Source organism: Stenotrophomonas sp. YJH_SMC_123 (genome assembly GCF_059368215.1).
Genome location: NZ_JCAFRM010000002.1, coordinates 408,128 through 426,701, shown reverse-complemented (window position 1 = coordinate 426,701; position 18,574 = coordinate 408,128). Strand labels below are relative to the sequence as shown.

The following is an 18,574-nucleotide window of genomic DNA, read 5'->3' as shown; positions in this document are numbered from 1 at the left end:
TCCGGGAGCCCACGCCATGCAGAAACCCGCCGTCACCGTCATGGTCAAGGCCGCCCGCCTCGCCGGCAACGTCCTGTTGCGCAACATCAACAAGCTCGAGGCACTGAACGTGGTGCAGAAGGGCCGGATGGACTACGCCAGCGAAGTGGATGCGGACGCGGAAAAGGTCATCGTCAAGGAACTCAAGCGCGCTTACCCGGACTACGGCATCTTCGGCGAAGAAGGTGGCGTGCAGGGCGAGCGCCGCCAGATGTGGGTCATCGACCCGCTGGACGGCACCAGCAATTACCTGCGCGGCGTGCCGCACTACTGCGTGTCGATCGCCCTGGTCGAGAATGGCGAACCGACCGATGCGGTCATCTTCGACCCGCTGCGCAATGAACTGTTCACCGCAAGCCGTGGCGCTGGCGCCGTGCTGAACGACCGCCGCATCCGCGTGGCCGATCGCAAGGACCTGGAAGGCACGATGATCCACACCGGCTTCGCACCGCGCGAGCGCAGCCGTGCCAGCGCCCAGCTGAAGGCGGTTGACGCCCTGCTGGTGCACGGCGAGGACATCCGCCGCACCGGCTCGGCCGCACTGGACCTGGCCTACGTGGCCTGCGGCCGCGCCGACGCCTACTTCGAAGCCGGCGTGAAGGCGTGGGACATCGCCGCCGGCCTGCTGCTGGTCCGCGAGGCGGGTGGCAAGGTCTGCGACTTCAAGGGCGCGACCCTGGGCCGCATGGACAACCGTGGCCCGGAGACCCACCAGATCGTGGCCGGCAACCTGAAGGTGGCCGAGTCGCTGCAGAAGATGCTGGTCAACACCGGCTATGCGGCGGAGTTCGACGCGAAGTTCTGAGGTTTCGCGTAATGCGGTTCATGGAGACGGCACCTGCGAGGGTGCCGTTTTCGTTTGCGCGCACGGAGAGTCGTTTCCGCGACCGCGGAGGGGTGTCACTTTCTTTGCTCGTGCAAAGAAAGTAACCAAAGAAACACGCCGCCAGGGCGCGAGCCGATGCTACGCATCGGTACCCTGCGCTTCTCGGAGAATCAGGGGACGGCGCCGAACTCGCTGCGCTCAGACACCGGCGCCTCTTCGCCCCTGATTCCCCTGCGATGCTCGGCTCGCTCAAGGCGGACTGGAAGGTCAAGATCAAGAACAACAGCATCCACGCGTCGCGAAGATGTACTGGGTGCAGCTGTGGCATTTGACCTTGGGTCCGCCTTGAGCGAGCCGAGCACCGCAGGTCCGGCGAGGGCGAAGAGGTGCGGGTGTCTGAGCGCAGCGAGTTCCCGCACCGTCCCTCGACGGGCCGAGGAGCGCAGGGTACCGGCGTGCGCAGCACGTCGGCTCGCGCCCCGGCGGCGTGTTTCTTTGGTTACTTTCTTTGCACGAGCAAAGAAAGTGACACCTCCCCGCAGGCGCGGAAACGATCCGCCGGGCACGATCCGGCATCAGCAATGCATCGCGCAAACAAAAACGCCCGGCGCGAAGCCAGGCGTTCCTGCACTACCGTGGAGCGGTGGCTTACGCCGCCGTCGACGCCCGCAGCGCGGCTATGCGCTCTTCCAGCGGCGGGTGGCTCATGAACAGCTTCTTGGCCGTCGAACCGGAAATGCCGAAGGCGGCGATCTGGGTCGGCAGCGTGCTCTGGCCGTGGTTCAGCTGCAGGCGCTCCAGCGCGGCGATCATCTTCTGGCGGCCCGCCAGCGAGGCACCACCCGCATCGGCACGGAACTCGCGGTGGCGCGAGAACCACATCGAGATCATCGTGGCGAACAGGCCGAACACCATCTCCAGCACGAACACGATGATGTAGTAGGCGAAGCCGCGGCCGCCGCCTTCGCGGTTGCCCGACAGCGCGCTGTCGATGATGCCGCCGACCACGCGGGCCAGCACGATCACGAAGGTGTTCAACACGCCCTGCAGCAGTGCCATGGTGATCATGTCACCGTTGGCGACGTGGGCGATCTCGTGGCCCAGCACCGCTTCGGCCTCGTCTTCACTCATGTTGTGCAGCAGGCCGGTGGACACCGCCACCAGCGCGTTGTTGCGGTTGGCACCGGTGGCGAAGGCATTGATCTCCGGGCCGTCATAGACCGCCACCTCGGGCATGCCGATGCCGGCCGCCTTGGCCTGCCGCTCGACGGTGGCCAGCAGCCAGCGCTCAGTCTGGTTGCGCGGCTCGGTGATCACCACCGCACCGGTGGAGCGCTTGGCCATCCACTTGGACAGCAGCAGCGAGATGAAGGAGCCACCGAAGCCGAAGATCGCGGCCATGACCAGCAGGCCACTCATCTGGCTCGGATTGACCCCCAGCAACGACATCACGATGCTGGCGAGGATCAGGACCGCGAAGTTGGTCGCCAGGAACAGGGCAATGCGGGTAAACATGGGAAAATCCGGCTCGGAAGGGGTCGATACCAGTCAATTTGCGGTGTGGTCAGCTTGAATTCAAGCGCCAACCTGACCGACGATTCAGCCAGCATGACCTCCCCCATTTCCTGCGGCCGCTTCGCGCCCTCGCCGACCGGCCTGCTCCACCCCGGATCCCTGCTTGCCGCCTTCGGCAGCTGGCTGCTCGCCCGCCATCACGGCGGCCTGTGGCGGCTGCGCATTGAAGACGTCGATCCGCCGCGCACGGTGCCTGGCGCCGCGGAGGCACAACTGCAGGCGCTGGCCGCCTTCGGCCTCACCCATGACGGCCCGGTCCTGTGGCAGAGCGCGCGCGGGGAGGCCTACCAGGCCGCGCTCGACGTGCTGCTGGCCAGCGATCTGGCCTTTGTCTGCCACTGCAGCCGCAGCGAACTGGCCGCCAGCGGCGGCATCCACCACCGCTGCGTTGCGCGACAGCCACGACCGGACCCTGCCGTCCGCTTCCGCGTGCCACGCGGCAGCATCGTGCACTTCAATGATGGCCTGCGCGGGCCGCAGCACCAGGACGTGCATGCCGAGGTTGGCGACTTCGTGCTGCGCCGTGCAGATGGCTGCTGGGCCTACCAGTTGGCCGTGGTGGTCGATGACGCCGAACAGGGCGTGACCGAAGTGGTGCGCGGCGCCGACCTGCTCGATTCCACCGCGCGGCAGATCCTGCTGCAGCAGGCGCTGGGCCTGGCCGTGCCACGCTACTGGCACCTGCCGCTGCTGCTCGATGCACCGGGGCACAAACTGTCCAAGTCGCTGGCGTCGCTGCCGGTGGACAGCACGCGGCCGGTGCCGGTATTGCGCGCGCTCTGGCAGCTGCTGGGCCAGGCGCCTGCCGCACTGGACGGCGCCGATGAGCGGGATGCGCTGCTGGAGGCTGCGCAACGGGCGTTCGACCCGGCGCGGCTGCCGCGGACCGACATCCTGTTGCCGGCCGGCGCACTTTCCGCGCCGATGTTGCAGAATCCCCCTTCCCCCACCTGATACCCGGACAGCACTCCATGACATCTCGCGTCGCACTGGTCACCGGCGGAACCGGCGGCATCGGTACCGCCATCTGCCAACGCCTGGCCGACCAGGGCCACCGGGTCGCCACCAACTACCGCGACGAGGCCAAGGCCCGCGCCTGGCAGCAGGCGATGACCGAGCGCGGCTACCACGTGGCGATCTTCCCGGGCGATGTCTCCGATCCGGACAGCGCCGAAGCACTCGTGCGCGCCGTCGAGGCCGAGCTGGGCCCGGTCGAGATCCTGGTCAACAACGCCGGCATCACCCGTGACACCACCTTCCACCGCATGCGCGCGGACCAGTGGCACGATGTGATCAACACCAATCTCAACTCGGTGTTCAACGTCACCCGGCCGGTCATCGAGGGCATGCGCCGCCGCGGCTGGGGCCGGGTCATCCAGATCAGCTCGATCAACGGCCTGAAGGGCCAGTACGGCCAGGCCAACTACGCTGCGGCCAAGGCCGGCATGCACGGCTTCACCATCTCGCTGGCCCGCGAGAACGCCGGCTTCGGCATCACTGTCAACACCATTTCGCCCGGCTACGTCGCCACCGACATGGTGATGGCGGTTCCGGAGGACGTGCGCGCCAAGATCATCGCCGACATCCCGACCGGACGCCTCGGCAAGCCGGAAGAAATCGCCTATGGCGTGTCCTTCCTTGTGGCCGAGGAAGCCTCGTGGATCACCGGCAGCAACCTGGACATCAACGGCGGCCACCACATGGGCTGGTGAGCCGCGCAGGGGGGCGCCGCGGCATGCACCGGCGGCCCCTGCCGATGGTCATGCTGCGCAGCACGCAAACCCTTGTTGCGCAACATGATCGCCCCTGAAAGCCAAGCCTGGCGGGGGCTGGAGCGGTTGCAACCGCTGCTGCACTGCGCCATGCTGCGCGTCTACTGTGACGAGTACCGCTTCATGGCTGCGACCCGCATCATCAAGAAGTATCCGAACCGCCGTCTCTACGACACCGAGATCTCCAGCTACATCACCATCGAGGACGTGCGCCAGCTGATCCTGGATGGTGAAGACTTCGAAGTCCGCGACGCCAAGAGCGGCGACGACCTCACTCGATCGGTCCTGCTGCAGATCATCGCCGACCAGGAACAGGACGGCGAGCCGATGCTGTCCACCCAGCTGCTGAGCCAGCTGATCCGCTTCTACGGCGATTCCCTGCAGGGCTTCATGGGCAACTATCTGGAGCGCAGCATGCAGGTCTTCCTCGACCAGCAGCAGCAGTTCCGCCAGCAGATGGGCAACCTGCTGGGCCAGACCCCGTGGGCGATGATGAACCAGCTGACCGAGCGCAACCTGGAGTTGTGGCAGGAATTCCAGCGCAGCATGGGCAGCGGTTTCGGTGGCCCGCGCCCCGGCGGTACCGGAACGGGAACCGGCACCGGCAACAAGCCCGGCGAACCGGGCACCGGCACCGGCGGCAAGACCCGCCGCTGAACGGCAGCTACGGCTGATACGAAAACGGCGCGCCCCTGGCGCGCCGTTCTGTTTGGCATCGCGCCAACGATGCGTCAGCGTTTCGCCTTGCACCCCGTGCACACGCGCTCGACCTTGTAGCCCTTGGCCTTCAGCTTCTCGACCACGCCATCACTGCCCAGCAGGTGCAGCGTGCCGACCACCACCAGCGTACCGCCCTGCCCGGACTGCAGGTACGGCTGCAGCTTCGGCACCCAGGCATCGTTGCGCCCGGTGTTGATGCGCTGGTACAGCTGCGGATACTGCTGGCGCATCTCCGCCGCCATCTTGGTCCACAGCAGGCGCTCGTCGCCGCGACGCCATGCATCATGCAGCAGCCGCGCCTGCTCATCGGCCTTGCCGGCCTGGTCCAGCGCTTCGGCCAGCATCTGCCGCTGCTCCTGCACCGTCATCCCGTCAAGCATGCCAATCTGGGTATCGATGTCCTCCAGGCCCGCCGTCTTGCGGCCGGTCTTCTGCGCACGCTCCATGAAGTGGCGGTCCAGGCCCAGCGCCGGGTCCAGGCCCAGTTTCTGCATCTGCCCGACCGAAATGCTCAGGCCGACAAACCAGGCCTTCATGCCCTGCATCTGCGCCAGCGGCAGCTGGTTCTGGGCAGCAAAGGCCTGCAGCTTCTGCCAGGTCGGCGCATCCAGATCACGCTTCAGCTCGCTGCCATCGGTGCGGGTCGCGGCCTGCACCATGCGGCTGGCCAGCTGCGGCGACTGCATGTCTTCCGGCGACAGCTCGAACACCACCTGCTGCGAGGCCTCGAACGCCTGCTCGACATCGGGCGACAGCGGGTAGTCCTGCGGCTTCAGCAGGTGGAACGACCCCAGCAGGTACACGCGTGCATCGCCCGGGCCGGTGACTTTCCACAACAGCGGTACGGGCGGCTTGGCCGCCGCCGCGGTCGCGGCCGCAGCCGTGGTGCCCGGCGCATCGCGGGCAGTGGCCAGGGGTGCCATCGCGCACGCCGCCATCAGCAGCGCGGCACGGAACAGGTGTTTGATCGGCATGGTCAGCCTTCTCCTTCAGGCAGGTGGTACGCCTTCTCGCCCGCTTCCACGCGCAGGTCCAGCCGGTTTTCCGGTGGCGCCAGCGGACAGGTGGCGTAGGCGGTGAACGCGCACGGCGGGTTGTAGGCATGGTTGAAATCGATGCGCACGGTGCCGTCTGCGGCGGGCGCATCGGTATCCAGGTAGCGCCCGGCCGGATAGCTGCCGCGGCCGCTGGTGCGGTCGGCGAAGATCAGGAACAGCGGCTGCCCGGGCGCACCGATCGCTTCCAGCCGCCAGCTGCGACCATCGCGTTCGAACTCGACCGCGCCGGCATTGGGCATCTCGGTGGTCAGGCCGGTGATGTCGACGATCGGCAGGGTCTTGCCCGGCGGGTGCGCGATGAAGCGCGCCTGCACCTGCCAGTCCACGCCGCCCGGCCAGTACTGCAGGCCGGCAAAGTCACGCCGCGCAGGCGCATCGGCATGCTTGACCCGCAGCGCGTCCCGCGGCCCCCGGCGGATGATGCTGAGCTGGCCCTTGCCGCCATCGAAGACCAGCAGCGTCGGTTGCGCGTCCTTGTCGGTGTCAACGCGGATGCGGCCGCGCACCGGCAGGCCATCATGACTGACATCGACACCGGCTTCAGGCGTGAACCACCACTGCGTCCCTTCGCGACGCAGCAGGCCCAGCTTGTCCGGGCCAACCGTCAGGCGGATGCCGTTGGTAGCGCCGCTGCCAACGAAATGCGATTTGTTCTGCAGCCAGTGCAGGCCCACCAGCGCCGTCCAGCCATCGGGCCGGGTCAGGTCCTGGTAGCGCGCTACACGCCATTGTTGCTGCGCGGCCGCGTAGGCCGGATCTTCAGCGGCCGTCGGCACCGGCGGTGTTGCCGGGCTGCAGGCGGCCAACACCACGGCGGCCAGCAGGCCCGCCATTCCCCGATAACGCATCGATGCTCCCCTCAACGTCCGCGCAGGAACCAGCGGTCGATCTCCGCCAGCGAAAAACGGGCCCAGGTCGGTCGGCCGTGGTTGCACTGGCCGGACCGTTCGGTGATTTCCATGTCGCGCAGCAGCGCGTTCATTTCCGGCAGGGTCAAGCGCCGGTTGGCACGCACCGCGCCGTGGCAGGCCATGGTCGAAAGCAGTTCGTCGCGTGCACTGGCCACGCGGCGGCTCTGGCCATGCTCGCGCAGGTCGGTCAGCACGTCGCGCAGCAGCCCTTCCGGTTCGGCATGCGCCAACAATGCCGGAATACTGCGCACGTGCAGCGAACCGGGGCCGGCACGGGTCACCTCGAAGCCGAGCGCCGCCAGGGTTTCAGCTTCGCTCTCGGCGGTGTCGGCCTCGCGCTCGCCCACTGCCAGCGTGATCGGCACCAGCAACGGCTGCGACTGCAGGCCGATGCCATCGTGCGCGTTCTTCAGGCGCTCGTAGCCGATGCGTTCGTGGGCCGCATGCATGTCGACCACGATCAGGCCTTCGGCGTTCTCGGCCAGGATGTAGATGCCATGCAGCTGCGCGATCGCATAGCCCAGCGGCGGCACGCCTGCGTCGGCACTGGTGACCGGCAGTCCGTTCTCGGTCGGCATCGGCGGCAGCGCAGCACCGCGCTCGGCGCCGGCCGGTGCGGCATACAGCGCGGCATAGGCAGCCGGTGCATCGGCCACCTGCAGGCCCAGCGGCTGCTGCGGGCGCCATCCGGAGAATCCGCCACCACCACCTCCCGAGCCGGCACCCGGCGCGGGCCCACGCACCAGCCCGAATCCCGACGCGCCTGCGCTCGATGCCATCGGCATGGCCGTGGCATCCACCGGCTGCGCAGCACCGGCACCGATCTCCTGCGCCGACATGCCGGCGCGGGTATCGGCCAGCGCATCCTTCAGCGTGCGGTAGACGAAATCATGGACCAGCCGCGAATCACGGAAGCGCACTTCGTGCTTGGCAGGGTGCACGTTGACGTCGACGCGGGTCGGATCCAGTTCCAGGAACAGCACATAGGCCGGCTGGCGGCCGTGGTACAGCACATCGCCGTAGGCCATCTTCACCGCGTGGGCGACGCTGCGGTCACGCACCGAGCGACCGTTGACGTACAGGTACTGCTGGTCGGCGCTCGCGCGCGAATAATGCGGCTGCGCGATCCAGCCATGCAGGCGCAGTCCGGCGCCGCTGTGGTCCACGCGCACGGCCTGGTTGGCGAAATCCTCGCCCAGCGTTTCGGCAAGGCGTGTATCGGAATACAGATCGCCCGGCTTGTAACGACGCGAGGCCTTGCCGTTGTGCGACACGCGCAGCTCGACATCCGGCCGTGCCAGCGCCAGCGAACGCAGCCACTCTTCGATATGGCCCAGTTCGGTGCGCTCGGCGCGCAGGAACTTGCGCCGCGCCGGCACGTTGTAGAACAGCTCGCGCACTTCCACCGTGGTGCCCGGCGCGTGCGCGCGCGGGGTCACCTCGCCGATCTTGCCGCCTTCGATCTGCAACGCCGAACCGTGCTCGTCATGCGCGCGGCGCGAGGCCAGGGTGAAGCGGCTGACCGAGGCGATCGAAGGCAGCGCTTCACCGCGGAACCCCAGCGTTGCCACCGATTCCAGATCGTCCAGGTCGGCGATCTTGCTGGTGGCGTGGCGCGATACCGCCAGCGGCAGCTGCTCCGGTGCGATGCCGCTGCCATTGTCACGGATGCGGATCAGGCGCACACCGCCCTCTTCCAGATCGATGTCGACGCGGCTGGCGCCGGCATCGATCGCGTTCTCGACCAGTTCCTTGACCACCGACGCGGGCCGTTCGACCACTTCGCCAGCGGCGATCTGGTTGATGAGGATCTCCGGCAACGGCCGGATCGGGCGCGGACCGGGCGCGCTCATGGGAGGTGATGGGCAGCAGACTTCATGGGTCGATGATAGCGGAGCTGCCGAGGATAGAGTCGAGCCATGCTCGACTGGGGGCTACCGACAAGGCCCAGTCGAGCCTACCGACAAGGCCCAGTCGAGCGCGGCTCGACTCTACGGAAAGCAGCAACCCGCCTTCGGCGGCTTACTTGCTGCCGCCGGCCATGGTGCCGGCCGCGTCGATCTCGGCCTGGGCGCGGGCCGCATACAACGTCCCCGGCGGCGGCTGGCGGCTGAAGAAGGTGTGCACGCCATCCAGCACGGCGCCAGCGATCTTGCGCTGGTACGCCGGGTCCATCAGGCGGCGTTCTTCATCCGGATTGGAGATGAACGCGGTTTCCACCAGCATCGCCGGCATGTCCGAGGTGCGCAGCACCGCGAAGTTGGCGCGCTCGATGTTCGGCTTGTGGTTGTTGCCGATCCGCTTCAGGCCGCCCAGCACGTGGCCGGCCGCGTCTTCGGACGCCTTCATGTAGCCGCTCTGCGCCAGGTCCAGCAGCACGTTGGCCAGGGTGCCTTCGGTCTGCTGCAGGCGCACGCCACCGACCAGGTCGGCCGCGTTTTCCTTGTCCGCCAGCCAGCGGGCGCGCTGCGAAGAGGCGCCCTTGGTCGACAGCACGTAGACCGATGAGCCCGTGGCCGAGCGGTTTTCGGCCGCGTCGGCATGGATCGAGATGAAGATGTCCGCCTTGTTCGCACGCGCCTTCTGCGCACGCATCGGCAGCGGAATGAACACGTCGCTGTCGCGCGTCAGGTAGGCCTTCAGGCCTGGCGTGGCGTTGACCTGGCGGGCCAGCTCGCGCGCCACTGCCAGAGTGACATCCTTCTCGCGCTTGCCGGTCGGGCCGATCGCACCCGGGTCCTGGCCGCCGTGGCCGGGATCGATCGCCACCACCAGGTGGCGCATGCCCGCCTGCATGCGGATACGCGACGCATCGCTGGGCATGACAGGACGCGGCGGTTCCACCGGCGTCGGTGCCGGTGTAGGCACGGTGGCCGGCGGCGTGGTCACCACCGCTGCGGTGCGCTGGCCGGCGAGGATCGCGGCCGGCGAGGACGACGGCGTGCTGCTGGCGGTGACACCGGCCGCAGCAACCTGGGCCGGCGCGGTGGTCGGTGCCGGGGTCGGCGTGGCTGGTGCGGCGGCAGTGGCGCTGGCCTGCTGCTGTACCTGTGCGGTCAGCAGGGCCGTGGCACGCGCGGCATCGGTGCGCGACTGCGCGCTCTCGGCCGGAGTCGGTACAGGTGCAGCTCCCGCCGCGGGCGCCTGCGGCTGGACGGCTGGCGTCGCCGCCGGGCGGCGGCTGGCCACGGCCGGGCCATCGCCCGGCCATTCGATCACCAGCTTGGATTCATTGCCCTCGCGCTGCATCTGCGGGCGGAACGGCGCCACCGATTCGGCGAGGTCGAAAACGACGCGGAACGTGCCTGGGACCGGCTGTCCGGTACGCACCGCCGTGACCACGCCCTGCGCGGCCGGCATCTTCAGGTTGCGTATGGCGCTGGAGTCGGGGAAATCGACCACCAGGCGGTTCGGGCCGGCCAGCGACAGGGTTTTGTAGCCGCCACTGCCGACCAGCGAGATCTCGGCACGGGTGCCGGTAGCGCCGGTGTTCAGCAGGACCTGTCGGACTTCACCCGCCCACGTACTGACGCTCGCCAGACCCAGTCCGACGGCGGCACAGATGGCGATGAGACGGTTCCCCGGGCGCATGGCTCAGGATTCAATCACCGCGCTGAACGGAATGCAACACCTTTTTCCTTAATAATCCGTAACCTGCCGGTCTTTGTTCTCGTCAGCCGACAGAAATGGCCTGCAAGTCGCCCCCTTGCGGCAACCGTTCCAGCCATTCATGTCCTACGTCGCTGGCCCCAGTGAGACGGACGCGTCGTCCCTGCCCCTCGATCTCCAGCGCCACCACCAGGTCGGTCGGCGGCAGCGCGCCGGCGCCCCGTTCCGGCCATTCGACCAGCCACAGCACCGCGCTGCCCTCGTCCAGGCCGAGGAAATCCAGCTCACCGGCCTGGCCGATGCGATACAGGTCCAGGTGCCACGCCTCGCCGCCACTGGCCAGCGGATAGCGCTCGACCAGGGTGTAGGTGGGGCTGCGGATCGCGCCCTGCACGCCCAGCGCGCGCAGCAGCGCGCGGGCGGTGGTGGACTTGCCGGCACCCAGGTCGCCGCGCAGTTCGATCAGCGCCTGCGGCGGCCGGGTGGCCGCCAGCCACTGCCCGAGCAGTTCGGTGGCGTCGCTGTCGGCAAGGAAGAATTCGGTCATGGGGAGAGGTCCGGGTTGGCCAGTCGCCGCAGCGGCGCCAGCAGATCAGTAGGAAGCAGGCCGCGCGCGCCATCGGCGGCAGCTGCATCGCCCGCCAGCGCATGCAGCAGCGCGCCCGCGGCCGCGGCATCGAAGGCCGCAAGGCCCTGCGCGCGCAGGCTGGCGATGATGCCGGTGAGCAGGTCGCCCATGCCTCCCGCGGCCATCCCTGGGTTACCGGCAGCGATCAACCGGGGCGTTTGCCCAGGCGCTGCCACGATGCTGCCAGCGCCCTTCAGCACCACCACGGCATGGAAGCGCTCGGCCAGCATGTGCGCACAGGTGTAGCGGTCGGCCTGGATTTCAGCCGTGCTGCAGCCGAGCAGGCGCGCGGCCTCGCCCGGGTGCGGTGTGAGAATGGCATCGGGCAACGCGCGGGGATCCTGCGCCAGCAGGTTCAGGGCGTCAGCATCGACCACCAATGGCTTGTTGCTGGCCAGCACCCGCGCAAACAAGGCGCGTGCCCATTCGTCCTGGCCCAGACCGGGCCCGATCGCCACCACCTTCGCCTTGTCCAGCAGCGCCGGCAGCACATCGCCATCTTCCAGTGCATGGGTCATGGCCTCGGGCAACCGGGCCAGCAGTGGACCGACGTGGTCGCGGCGGGTGCCCAGGCTCAACAGCCCCGCACCCGCGCGCAAGGCGGCTTCGGCCGCCATCGCGATGGCACCGCCGCTGCCATGGTTGCCGCCGACGCACAGCACGTGCCCGGATTCGCCCTTGTGGGTATTGGCGCGGCGCGGTGGCAACAGGGCCCGCAACCTCACCTGCGTCCAGTGCTCCGCAGCGGGTACCACGCCTTGCCAGGCCGCCGCGGGCAACAGCAGGGGCGCCAGGACCTTCTGCCCGCAATGATCCAGCGCATCGCCGGAATACAGCCCGCGATGCGCCACGATGAACTGCAGGGTCAGTGCAGCGCGCACTGCTACGCCCGGCACCGCCCCACGGTCGGCATCGACGCCACTGGGAACATCCAGCGCCAGCACCGGCGCAGTCTGCGCGTTGAGCGCGGTAATCAACGCCTGCGCCGTACCCTCCGGCGCGCGATCAAAGCCCAGCCCGAACAGGGCATCGACCCAGACGTCGGCCTCGGGCAGCATGCCGTCGAAATCGGTGATGGTGCCGCCGCCGGACCTGAATTCAGATGCTGCACGCTGTGCCAGCGCGGTCGAGGGCGGCCTGCCCGGCAGGGCGATCACTGTCACCTCGCGCCCGGCCTGCAGCGCGTGACGGGCCAGCACATGGCCATCGCCCCCATTGTTGCCAGCGCCGACCACCACGCCGATCCGCCGCGCCTGCGGCCAATGCTGCAGCAGGCACTGCCAGGCGGCCTGGCCGGCCTGCGCCATCAGGCCCCAGCCGCCGTCGGCGGCCAACGCCGAGGCCTGGGCATCAAGCGCACGCGCGGCAGCGGAATCGAACAGATCGGCAAGGTTGGCCATGCAGGGATTTTATACTGGTGCACATGTCCCCCGCCCCCACCCCTGTCGATCCGGTCCAGGCCGTGCAGCGCATCCGCGAACTGGCGCGTGCGCATGGCTTCCAGCGCTGCGGCATCGCTGGTATCGAACTGGGCGAGGATGAAGCGCACCTGGCCGACTGGCTGGGCCAGGGCCTGTACGGCACGATGGACTGGATGGCGCGCCACGGCACCTTGCGCGCGCGACCGGCCGAGCTGCTGCCCGGCACCGTGCGCGTGATTTCAGTGGGCATGGACTACAGCCACAAGGACGACACCGAAGCCTGGGCGACCCTGGCCGACCCGGGCCGCGCCTACGTGGCGCGCTACGCGCTGGGCCGCGACTATCACAAGCTGATGCGCAACCGCCTGCAGAAGCTGGCGACGCAGATCAACGATGAAGTAGCGCCACTGGGCTACCGCGTGTTCGTCGATTCCGCCCCCGTGCTGGAACGCGCACTGGCGCGCAACGCCGGCCTCGGCTGGATCGGAAAGCACACGTGCCTGATCGACCGCCATGGCGGTTCATGGTTCTTCATCGGCGAGATCTACATCGACATCCCGTTGCCGATCGACACGCCGGCCACGGCGCACTGCGGCACCTGCACGCGTTGCATCGATGTCTGCCCGACCCAGGCCATCACCGGTCCGCAGCGGCTGGACGCGCGGCGCTGCATTTCCTACCTGACCATCGAGCACGACGGCACCATTCCCGAAGACATGCGTCCGTTGATCGGCAACCGCATCTACGGCTGCGACGACTGCCAGCTGGTCTGCCCCTGGAACAAGTTCGCCAAGCGCACCGACGAAGCCGATTTCCGCGCGCGCAACAACCTCGATACCGCGCGCCTGGACCAGCTGTTCGCCTGGGACGAGGCCGAGTTCCTGCGCCGCACCGAGGGCAGCCCGATCCGCCGCAGCGGGCACGAGCGCTGGCTGCGCAACATCGCCGTGGCACTGGGCAACGCACCGTCCTCGGCCGAAGCATTGGCCGCGTTGCAGACCCGCGTCGATGATCCCTCGCCGCTGGTGCGTGAACACGTGCAGTGGGCGCTGGGCCAGCACACGGCGCGCTGACGTGCGATCCTGAGCCCCCGCTCCACCCGCAGCACGCCGTTCCCATGCAGCCACGCAACAACGACATTTTCACCCCCAGCCAGCTCAACACCCTGGCCCGCGACCTGCTGGAAGGCAGTTTCCCGGCGATCTGGGTCGAGGCCGAACTGGGCAGCGTGGCGCGTCCTGCCTCCGGTCACCTGTATTTCACCCTGAAGGACGCGCGTGCGCAGCTGCGTGCCGCAATGTTCCGGATGAAGGCGCAGTACCTGAAGTTCGTGCCGCGCGAAGGCATGCGCGTGCTGGTGCGCGGCAAGGTGACCCTGTACGACGCCCGTGGCGAGTACCAGATGGTGCTGGACCACATGGAGGAGGCGGGCGAAGGCGCACTGCGCCGCGCCTTCGAGGAACTGAAGGCGCGGCTGGAGGCCGAGGGCCTGTTCGACCCGGCGCGCAAACGGCCACTGCCGGCGCATGTACAACGTCTGGCAGTGATCACCTCGCCGACCGGCGCCGCCGTGCGCGATGTGCTGAGCGTGCTCGGCCGCCGTTTCCCGCTGCTGGAAGTCGACCTGCTGCCGACCCTGGTGCAGGGCAGCAGCGCCGCCGCGCAGATCACCCGCCTGCTGCAGGCGGCCGATGCCAGCGGTCGCTACGACGTGATCCTGCTGACCCGCGGCGGCGGTTCGCTGGAAGACCTGTGGGCCTTCAATGACGAAGCCCTGGCCCGTGCGATCGCCGCCAGCCACACCCCAGTGGTTTCGGCGGTCGGCCACGAAACCGACTTCAGCCTCAGCGACTTCGCCGCCGACCTGCGTGCGCCGACGCCTTCGGTGGCAGCTGAACTGCTGGTACCCGACCAGCGCGAACTGGCCCTGCGCCTGCGCCGCACGGCCGCGCGCATGGTGCAGCTGCAACGGCATGCGATGCAGCAGGCGATGCAGCGCGCCGACCGCGCCCTGCTGCGCCTGAACGCCCAGAGCCCGCAGGCGCGGCTGGACTTGTTGCGCCGACGCCAGCTGGATCTGGGCCGGCGCCTGCATGCGGCGTTCAACCAGCAGCAGGAGCGCCGCGCCGCGCGCCTGCGTCATGCGGCGGCAGTGCTGCGCGGGCACCATCCGCAGCGCCAGCTCGATGCGATGCAGCGCCGTCTGGCTGCCCTGCGCGGGCGGCCGCAGGCCGCGATGCAGCGCCTGCTGGAGCGCGATGCACTGCGACTGCGCGGACTGGCGCGTTCACTTGAAGCAGTCAGCCCGCTGGCGACCGTGGCGCGTGGCTACAGCATCCTCACCCGCAGCGATGACGGTACGCTGGTGCGAAAGCTTGATCAGGTACAGTCCGGTGACGCCCTGCAGGCCCGCGTCGGCGACGGCGTGATCGACGTACAGGTCAAGTAAGGGGTGTTCGGCAGGGCTGCGCCCTGCACCTGCGGTAGTGCCGGCCGCTGGCCGGCAACCTCAACAGCAACAGCAAAAGCGGCTCTGGATTGCTGATGGTTTGGTGGGGCGGTGTGGCTGTGCAGGACACGCCGTAAACCCCGCTGCGCGGTCCGGCCCAGCCGCCGGCGGCTGTGCGTTCGGGCGCTTGCGAAGCAGTGCTTCGCAAGCAAAGCGCCCTCACCCTTGGGGGCTCGATGGCGCCATCCATGGCGCCAACGGTCCTGCACCGCCACACCGCCCCACCTCTGACAGATTCCGATGACTGTTGGTAGGTGTCGAGCTTGGTCGACACGGTAGATCCTGTCAGATATCGAATCAATTCGGGGTCAGATCCGTTTTCCTACGGAAAACGGATCTGACCCCAAGAGTATTTCCGACAGACCGCGAGAATCTGTCGAAGGCGGGGTGGGTCCGGTTGCGGGAGTGTCCGCGGCATGGATGCCGCGGCCAAGCCCCCATGGACGGGTTTACGGCGTCTCCCGCAACCGGACACATCCCGCCATCCCCCAGGAAACCCGCTTCTGCCGTTGCTGTTGAGGTTGCCGGGCAGCGGCCGGCACTGCCTACCGCGGGTGCAGGGCTGCAAGCCGTGCCGCCCCTCCCCCTACTTTGCCTGCTCGCAGAACTTCTGCCGGTACTCGAGCGCCTTCGGCATCAGCGCCTGCAGGTTCTGGATGCGGGTACCCGGGTTCGGGTGGGTGGAGGCGAACTCCGGCGGCGCCTGGCCGCCACTGGCCTGGCCCATGCGCTGCCACAGCGGCACCGCCTCGCGGGGATCGAAGCAGGCCGCTGCGGCCAGCATCAGCCCCACTTCATCGGCCTGCGTCTCGTGGCTGCGCGCATAGGGCAGCAGGTAGCCGTAGCCCATCGCCGACATCATCATCTGTTGCTGCTGCGCATCCATGCCGCTGGCGGCACCAGCCATCTGCCCGATCTGGGTCAGCTTCTGCTGCGCCATCCGCTGTGCACCATGGCGTAGAAGCGCATGGGCGATCTCATGGCCCATCACCACCGCCATCGCGTCACGCGTACGCGCCACCGGCACCAGGCCGGTGTAGACCGCCATCTTGCCACCCGGCAGGCAGAACGCATTGGCCTGCTCGGACGGGATCACATTCACTTCCCACTGGAAATCCCGCGCGAAATGCGCCGGCTGCACGCCGTGCTCCTGTGCCAGCGCGGTCTCCACCACGTCCACCTTGGCGATCAGGCGCTGGGCGATGTCGCGCACATCACGCGCGATCGGCGCATTCGGATCCATCGGCCGTTCCTGCGACAGGATCTGCTGGTAGGCCTGCAGCCCGAGCGCGGTCTCCTGGCGCGCATCCAGGCTGCTGTCGATCATCACCTTCTCGCCGGTGTAGGGATCGACCGTGCGATTGGAGAACCAGTAGAACACCGCATAGCCCGCCGCCAGCAGCAGCACCCACCAGCGGATGTTGCCGAACAGGCCGCGCCGCTGCGGGCCTTGCGGCGAACGGGAAAAGGGATCGTTGCGCATCGGTGTCTTCCAGCAGGCCCCGCCGGCCGGCGGGCACGGCGCAATCTTAGTGCGCGGACGCCAGCAGCGGGTGAAGCCCGATGCTCAGATGCCCCGCACCAGACGGAAGCCGATGCGCGCGTTGGTGGTGTCCGAGTCCTGCGATTGTCGCCAGGCCGCACGGGTCTGCTCGGGCGCATTGGCCCAGTTGCCGCCCCGGATCACCCGCGACCGGCAGCCCGGGTTGAACCAGGCGACACCATCGGACGGCGCACGCCGGTAGCTGGCATGCCAGCAGTCGGCCACCCACTCGCTGAGATTGCCGGCCATATCGTGCAGGCCGAAGGCATTGGCCTGGAAACTGGCCACCGGCGCGGGCCCCCACCAGCCATCGCCATAGCCGACGAAGGCGTTGTGCCAGTGCCGTCCCGAGGGCGAGACATCCTTGCTGCCGGTGAAGTTGCCAGCGCCGGGCGGCGGCGTGCCGGCGTCGCCCCACGGATAACGGCCACTGCTGCCGGCACGCAGCGCGTACTCGAATTCGGCCTCGCTGGGCAGCCGGTAGCTGCGTCCTGTCTGCTCGGACAGCCACGCCGCGTAGTTTTCGGCATCACGCACGCTCACATGCATCACCGGCGAATTGCCCAGTGCGCGCGCGCCATCGTAATCGGAACGCCAGTCCACACCGCTGCGGCGGATGAAATTGCCGCTGCGCTCGTCATAGACCACCGAGTGGCCGCGCCGGGTCGCACGCGGCCGCGCATTGGTCGACTTCACATAGCGCTCGAAATCACTGACCGTGACCTCGGTGATCGCCATCGCAAACCCGCGGTCGAAGCGCACATAATGCGAGGGCCGCTCGGCATCGCTGGCACCGGGCTCGGCATCACCCGCGCCCATCTGGAAGCCACCATGCGGCACCACGATCATTTGCGGGCCGCGCCCGCCATCGCGCATGGCGTCGCTGAACACCTGCCCGGGACGGAAGCTGCCGTAATGGGTGGCCAGGTCGATGCGTTCGCGCAACTGGGCCACCACCGCATCCCCTGGCAAGGCGATGCGCAGGGCCTCGGCCAGCTTCTCGCGCGCCGGCTTCAGGCCCTGTGGCGTCGCCAGTTCGCGAAGGCCATCATCGCGCAGCTGCAGCAGTGCCGCCGCGCGTATCTGTTCGATACGTTCGAAGGCATCGGCAATGGCCGGTGACGAATCACGGACCTTGCTGGCTTCGGCCAGCCAGGTGCCGGCGCTGGCAAAGTCACGCACCCGCGCCGCGTCCTCGGCACGGCGGATCAGGCCACTCTCGGCCGCCGCCAGGCCCTGCCGTGCCCGGCTGTTGTGTTCATCCAGGGCCAGCGCTTCACGGAAGTTGCCGATCGCTCCGTCACCGTCCTCACCGATCCGCCCCGAACGCAGGTCTTCCTCGCCGGCACGGTTGTAGGCCACCACGCGCTGGGCGAGCTCCACCCGTCCCTGCAGCGCGCGAACCTTCTCATCCTTCGGCGCCAGGGTCAGCAGCACCAGTGCCTGGCGGCTGGCCTCGGCCAGCGCCTCGCGCTGCTGCAGCGGCCGGACCAGCAGGGCATCGGCCTGCTGCTGAAGGCGCTGGCGGGCGCGCTGCAGGCCGTTGCGGGCCTGGCGGTCATCCGGGTCTTCTTCCTGCACCGCCAGCCACAGCGGAACCGCCGCGTCGGCGTCCTCGTACAGGCGCCCTTCGGCGAACGCCTTCTCGGCCGCGCGACGCAGCTGGGCCAGGCTGCGCCCCTGCCGATCGACCCGCGGTGGCGTCCACCGCTGCACATCCTCGGCGGCATCCTCACCGGCGATGGTGACGCTGCCCTGCGCCGCCTCCGGCGTCGCGTCCGCCTGCATGCCTTGCTGCGGCCGTGCGTCTTCGCCAGCAGCCGGTCCCGGCTCCGGTGTCGCCGAGGGCGACGGCGTGCAGCCGGCCAGGGCCAGGGCGGTGCACAGCACGGACGACAGCGGAAAACGCAAGCAGGATCTCCTTCGGCACGGATGCGGACCGACGTTAGGCTATTCTCCCCTG

General features: G+C 68.5%; 15 protein-coding genes. 6 read left to right on the top strand and 9 right to left on the bottom strand.

Going from position 1 to position 18,574, the window contains the following annotated elements; genetic code table 11:
- Positions 1-16: 16 nt before the first annotated feature.
- Positions 17-844, top strand: a complete 828-nt coding sequence (locus tag AC5P5W_RS06975; RefSeq protein ID WP_495220996.1) for an inositol monophosphatase family protein — start codon at positions 17-19, stop codon at positions 842-844.
- 669 nt (positions 845-1,513) lie between these two features.
- On the opposite strand, the gene htpX is transcribed toward AC5P5W_RS06975, so the two are convergent.
- A complete protein-coding gene (gene htpX / locus AC5P5W_RS06970) occupies positions 1,514-2,380 on the bottom strand; it encodes a protease HtpX (protein ID WP_014647806.1) in 867 nt (288 codons plus the stop codon).
- Between the two features lie 93 nt (positions 2,381-2,473).
- Between htpX and gluQRS the strand changes: the two genes are divergently transcribed.
- From gluQRS to phaR, 3 genes are all read left to right on the top strand, one after another.
- Positions 2,474-3,394: a tRNA glutamyl-Q(34) synthetase GluQRS gene (gluQRS, locus tag AC5P5W_RS06965; RefSeq protein WP_111205989.1), complete on the top strand. Its 921-nt coding sequence runs from the start codon at positions 2,474-2,476 to the stop codon at positions 3,392-3,394.
- Positions 3,395-3,411: 17 nt separating this feature from the next.
- The gene (locus tag AC5P5W_RS06960; protein WP_014647808.1) at positions 3,412-4,152 is read left to right on the top strand and encodes a beta-ketoacyl-ACP reductase; all 741 of its coding nucleotides are present in this window, start codon (positions 3,412-3,414) and stop codon (positions 4,150-4,152) included.
- 183 nt (positions 4,153-4,335) lie between these two features.
- Entirely contained in the window at positions 4,336-4,869 is a 534-nt protein-coding gene (gene phaR, locus AC5P5W_RS06955; RefSeq protein WP_041864232.1) for a polyhydroxyalkanoate synthesis repressor PhaR, read from the top strand.
- Positions 4,870-4,943: 74 nt separating this feature from the next.
- Here phaR and AC5P5W_RS06950 read toward each other — a convergent pair whose 3' ends face one another.
- The 6 genes from AC5P5W_RS06950 to AC5P5W_RS06925 form a co-directional block, all read right to left on the bottom strand.
- On the bottom strand, positions 4,944-5,906 hold the full coding sequence (locus AC5P5W_RS06950) for a TraB/GumN family protein (RefSeq protein ID WP_197574943.1): 963 nt from the start codon (positions 5,904-5,906) through the stop codon (positions 4,944-4,946).
- Between the two features lie 2 nt (positions 5,907-5,908).
- Positions 5,909-6,838 (bottom strand): DUF1684 domain-containing protein, encoded by a 930-nt coding sequence (locus AC5P5W_RS06945; protein ID WP_197574941.1) that lies wholly within the window; start codon positions 6,836-6,838, stop codon positions 5,909-5,911.
- An 11-nt stretch (positions 6,839-6,849) separates the two neighbouring features.
- Positions 6,850-8,754 carry a DNA mismatch repair endonuclease MutL gene (gene mutL / locus AC5P5W_RS06940; RefSeq protein WP_049442405.1) on the bottom strand — a complete coding sequence of 635 codons (1,905 nt, stop codon included), beginning with the start codon at positions 8,752-8,754 and terminating at the stop codon, positions 6,850-6,852.
- Positions 8,755-8,923: 169 nt separating this feature from the next.
- Positions 8,924-10,492, bottom strand: a complete 1,569-nt coding sequence (locus AC5P5W_RS06935) for an N-acetylmuramoyl-L-alanine amidase (RefSeq protein WP_164077503.1) — start codon at positions 10,490-10,492, stop codon at positions 8,924-8,926.
- Positions 10,493-10,574: 82 nt separating this feature from the next.
- Complete coding sequence (gene tsaE, locus AC5P5W_RS06930; protein ID WP_049405932.1) at positions 10,575-11,057, bottom strand: tRNA (adenosine(37)-N6)-threonylcarbamoyltransferase complex ATPase subunit type 1 TsaE; 483 nt, start codon at positions 11,055-11,057, stop codon at positions 10,575-10,577.
- Positions 11,054-12,538: an NAD(P)H-hydrate dehydratase gene (locus AC5P5W_RS06925; RefSeq protein ID WP_197574939.1), complete on the bottom strand. Its 1,485-nt coding sequence runs from the start codon at positions 12,536-12,538 to the stop codon at positions 11,054-11,056. The genes tsaE and AC5P5W_RS06925 overlap by 4 nt, the downstream gene beginning before the upstream one ends.
- A 23-nt stretch (positions 12,539-12,561) precedes the next feature.
- On the opposite strand from AC5P5W_RS06925, the gene queG reads away from it, so the two are divergent.
- Positions 12,562-13,632, top strand: a complete 1,071-nt coding sequence (gene queG, locus AC5P5W_RS06920) for a tRNA epoxyqueuosine(34) reductase QueG (protein WP_014647816.1) — start codon at positions 12,562-12,564, stop codon at positions 13,630-13,632.
- A 44-nt stretch (positions 13,633-13,676) separates the two neighbouring features.
- Positions 13,677-15,008 carry an exodeoxyribonuclease VII large subunit gene (gene xseA / locus AC5P5W_RS06915; protein ID WP_046431756.1) on the top strand — a complete coding sequence of 444 codons (1,332 nt, stop codon included), beginning with the start codon at positions 13,677-13,679 and terminating at the stop codon, positions 15,006-15,008.
- Positions 15,009-15,654: 646 nt separating this feature from the next.
- Here the strand turns inward: xseA and AC5P5W_RS06910 are convergent.
- Positions 15,655-16,551 (bottom strand): M48 family metallopeptidase, encoded by an 897-nt coding sequence (locus AC5P5W_RS06910; protein WP_005417787.1) that lies wholly within the window; start codon positions 16,549-16,551, stop codon positions 15,655-15,657.
- Positions 16,552-16,635: 84 nt separating this feature from the next.
- Positions 16,636-18,522, bottom strand: a complete 1,887-nt coding sequence (locus AC5P5W_RS06905) for a formylglycine-generating enzyme family protein (RefSeq protein WP_197556726.1) — start codon at positions 18,520-18,522, stop codon at positions 16,636-16,638.
- Positions 18,523-18,574 lie beyond the last annotated feature (52 nt).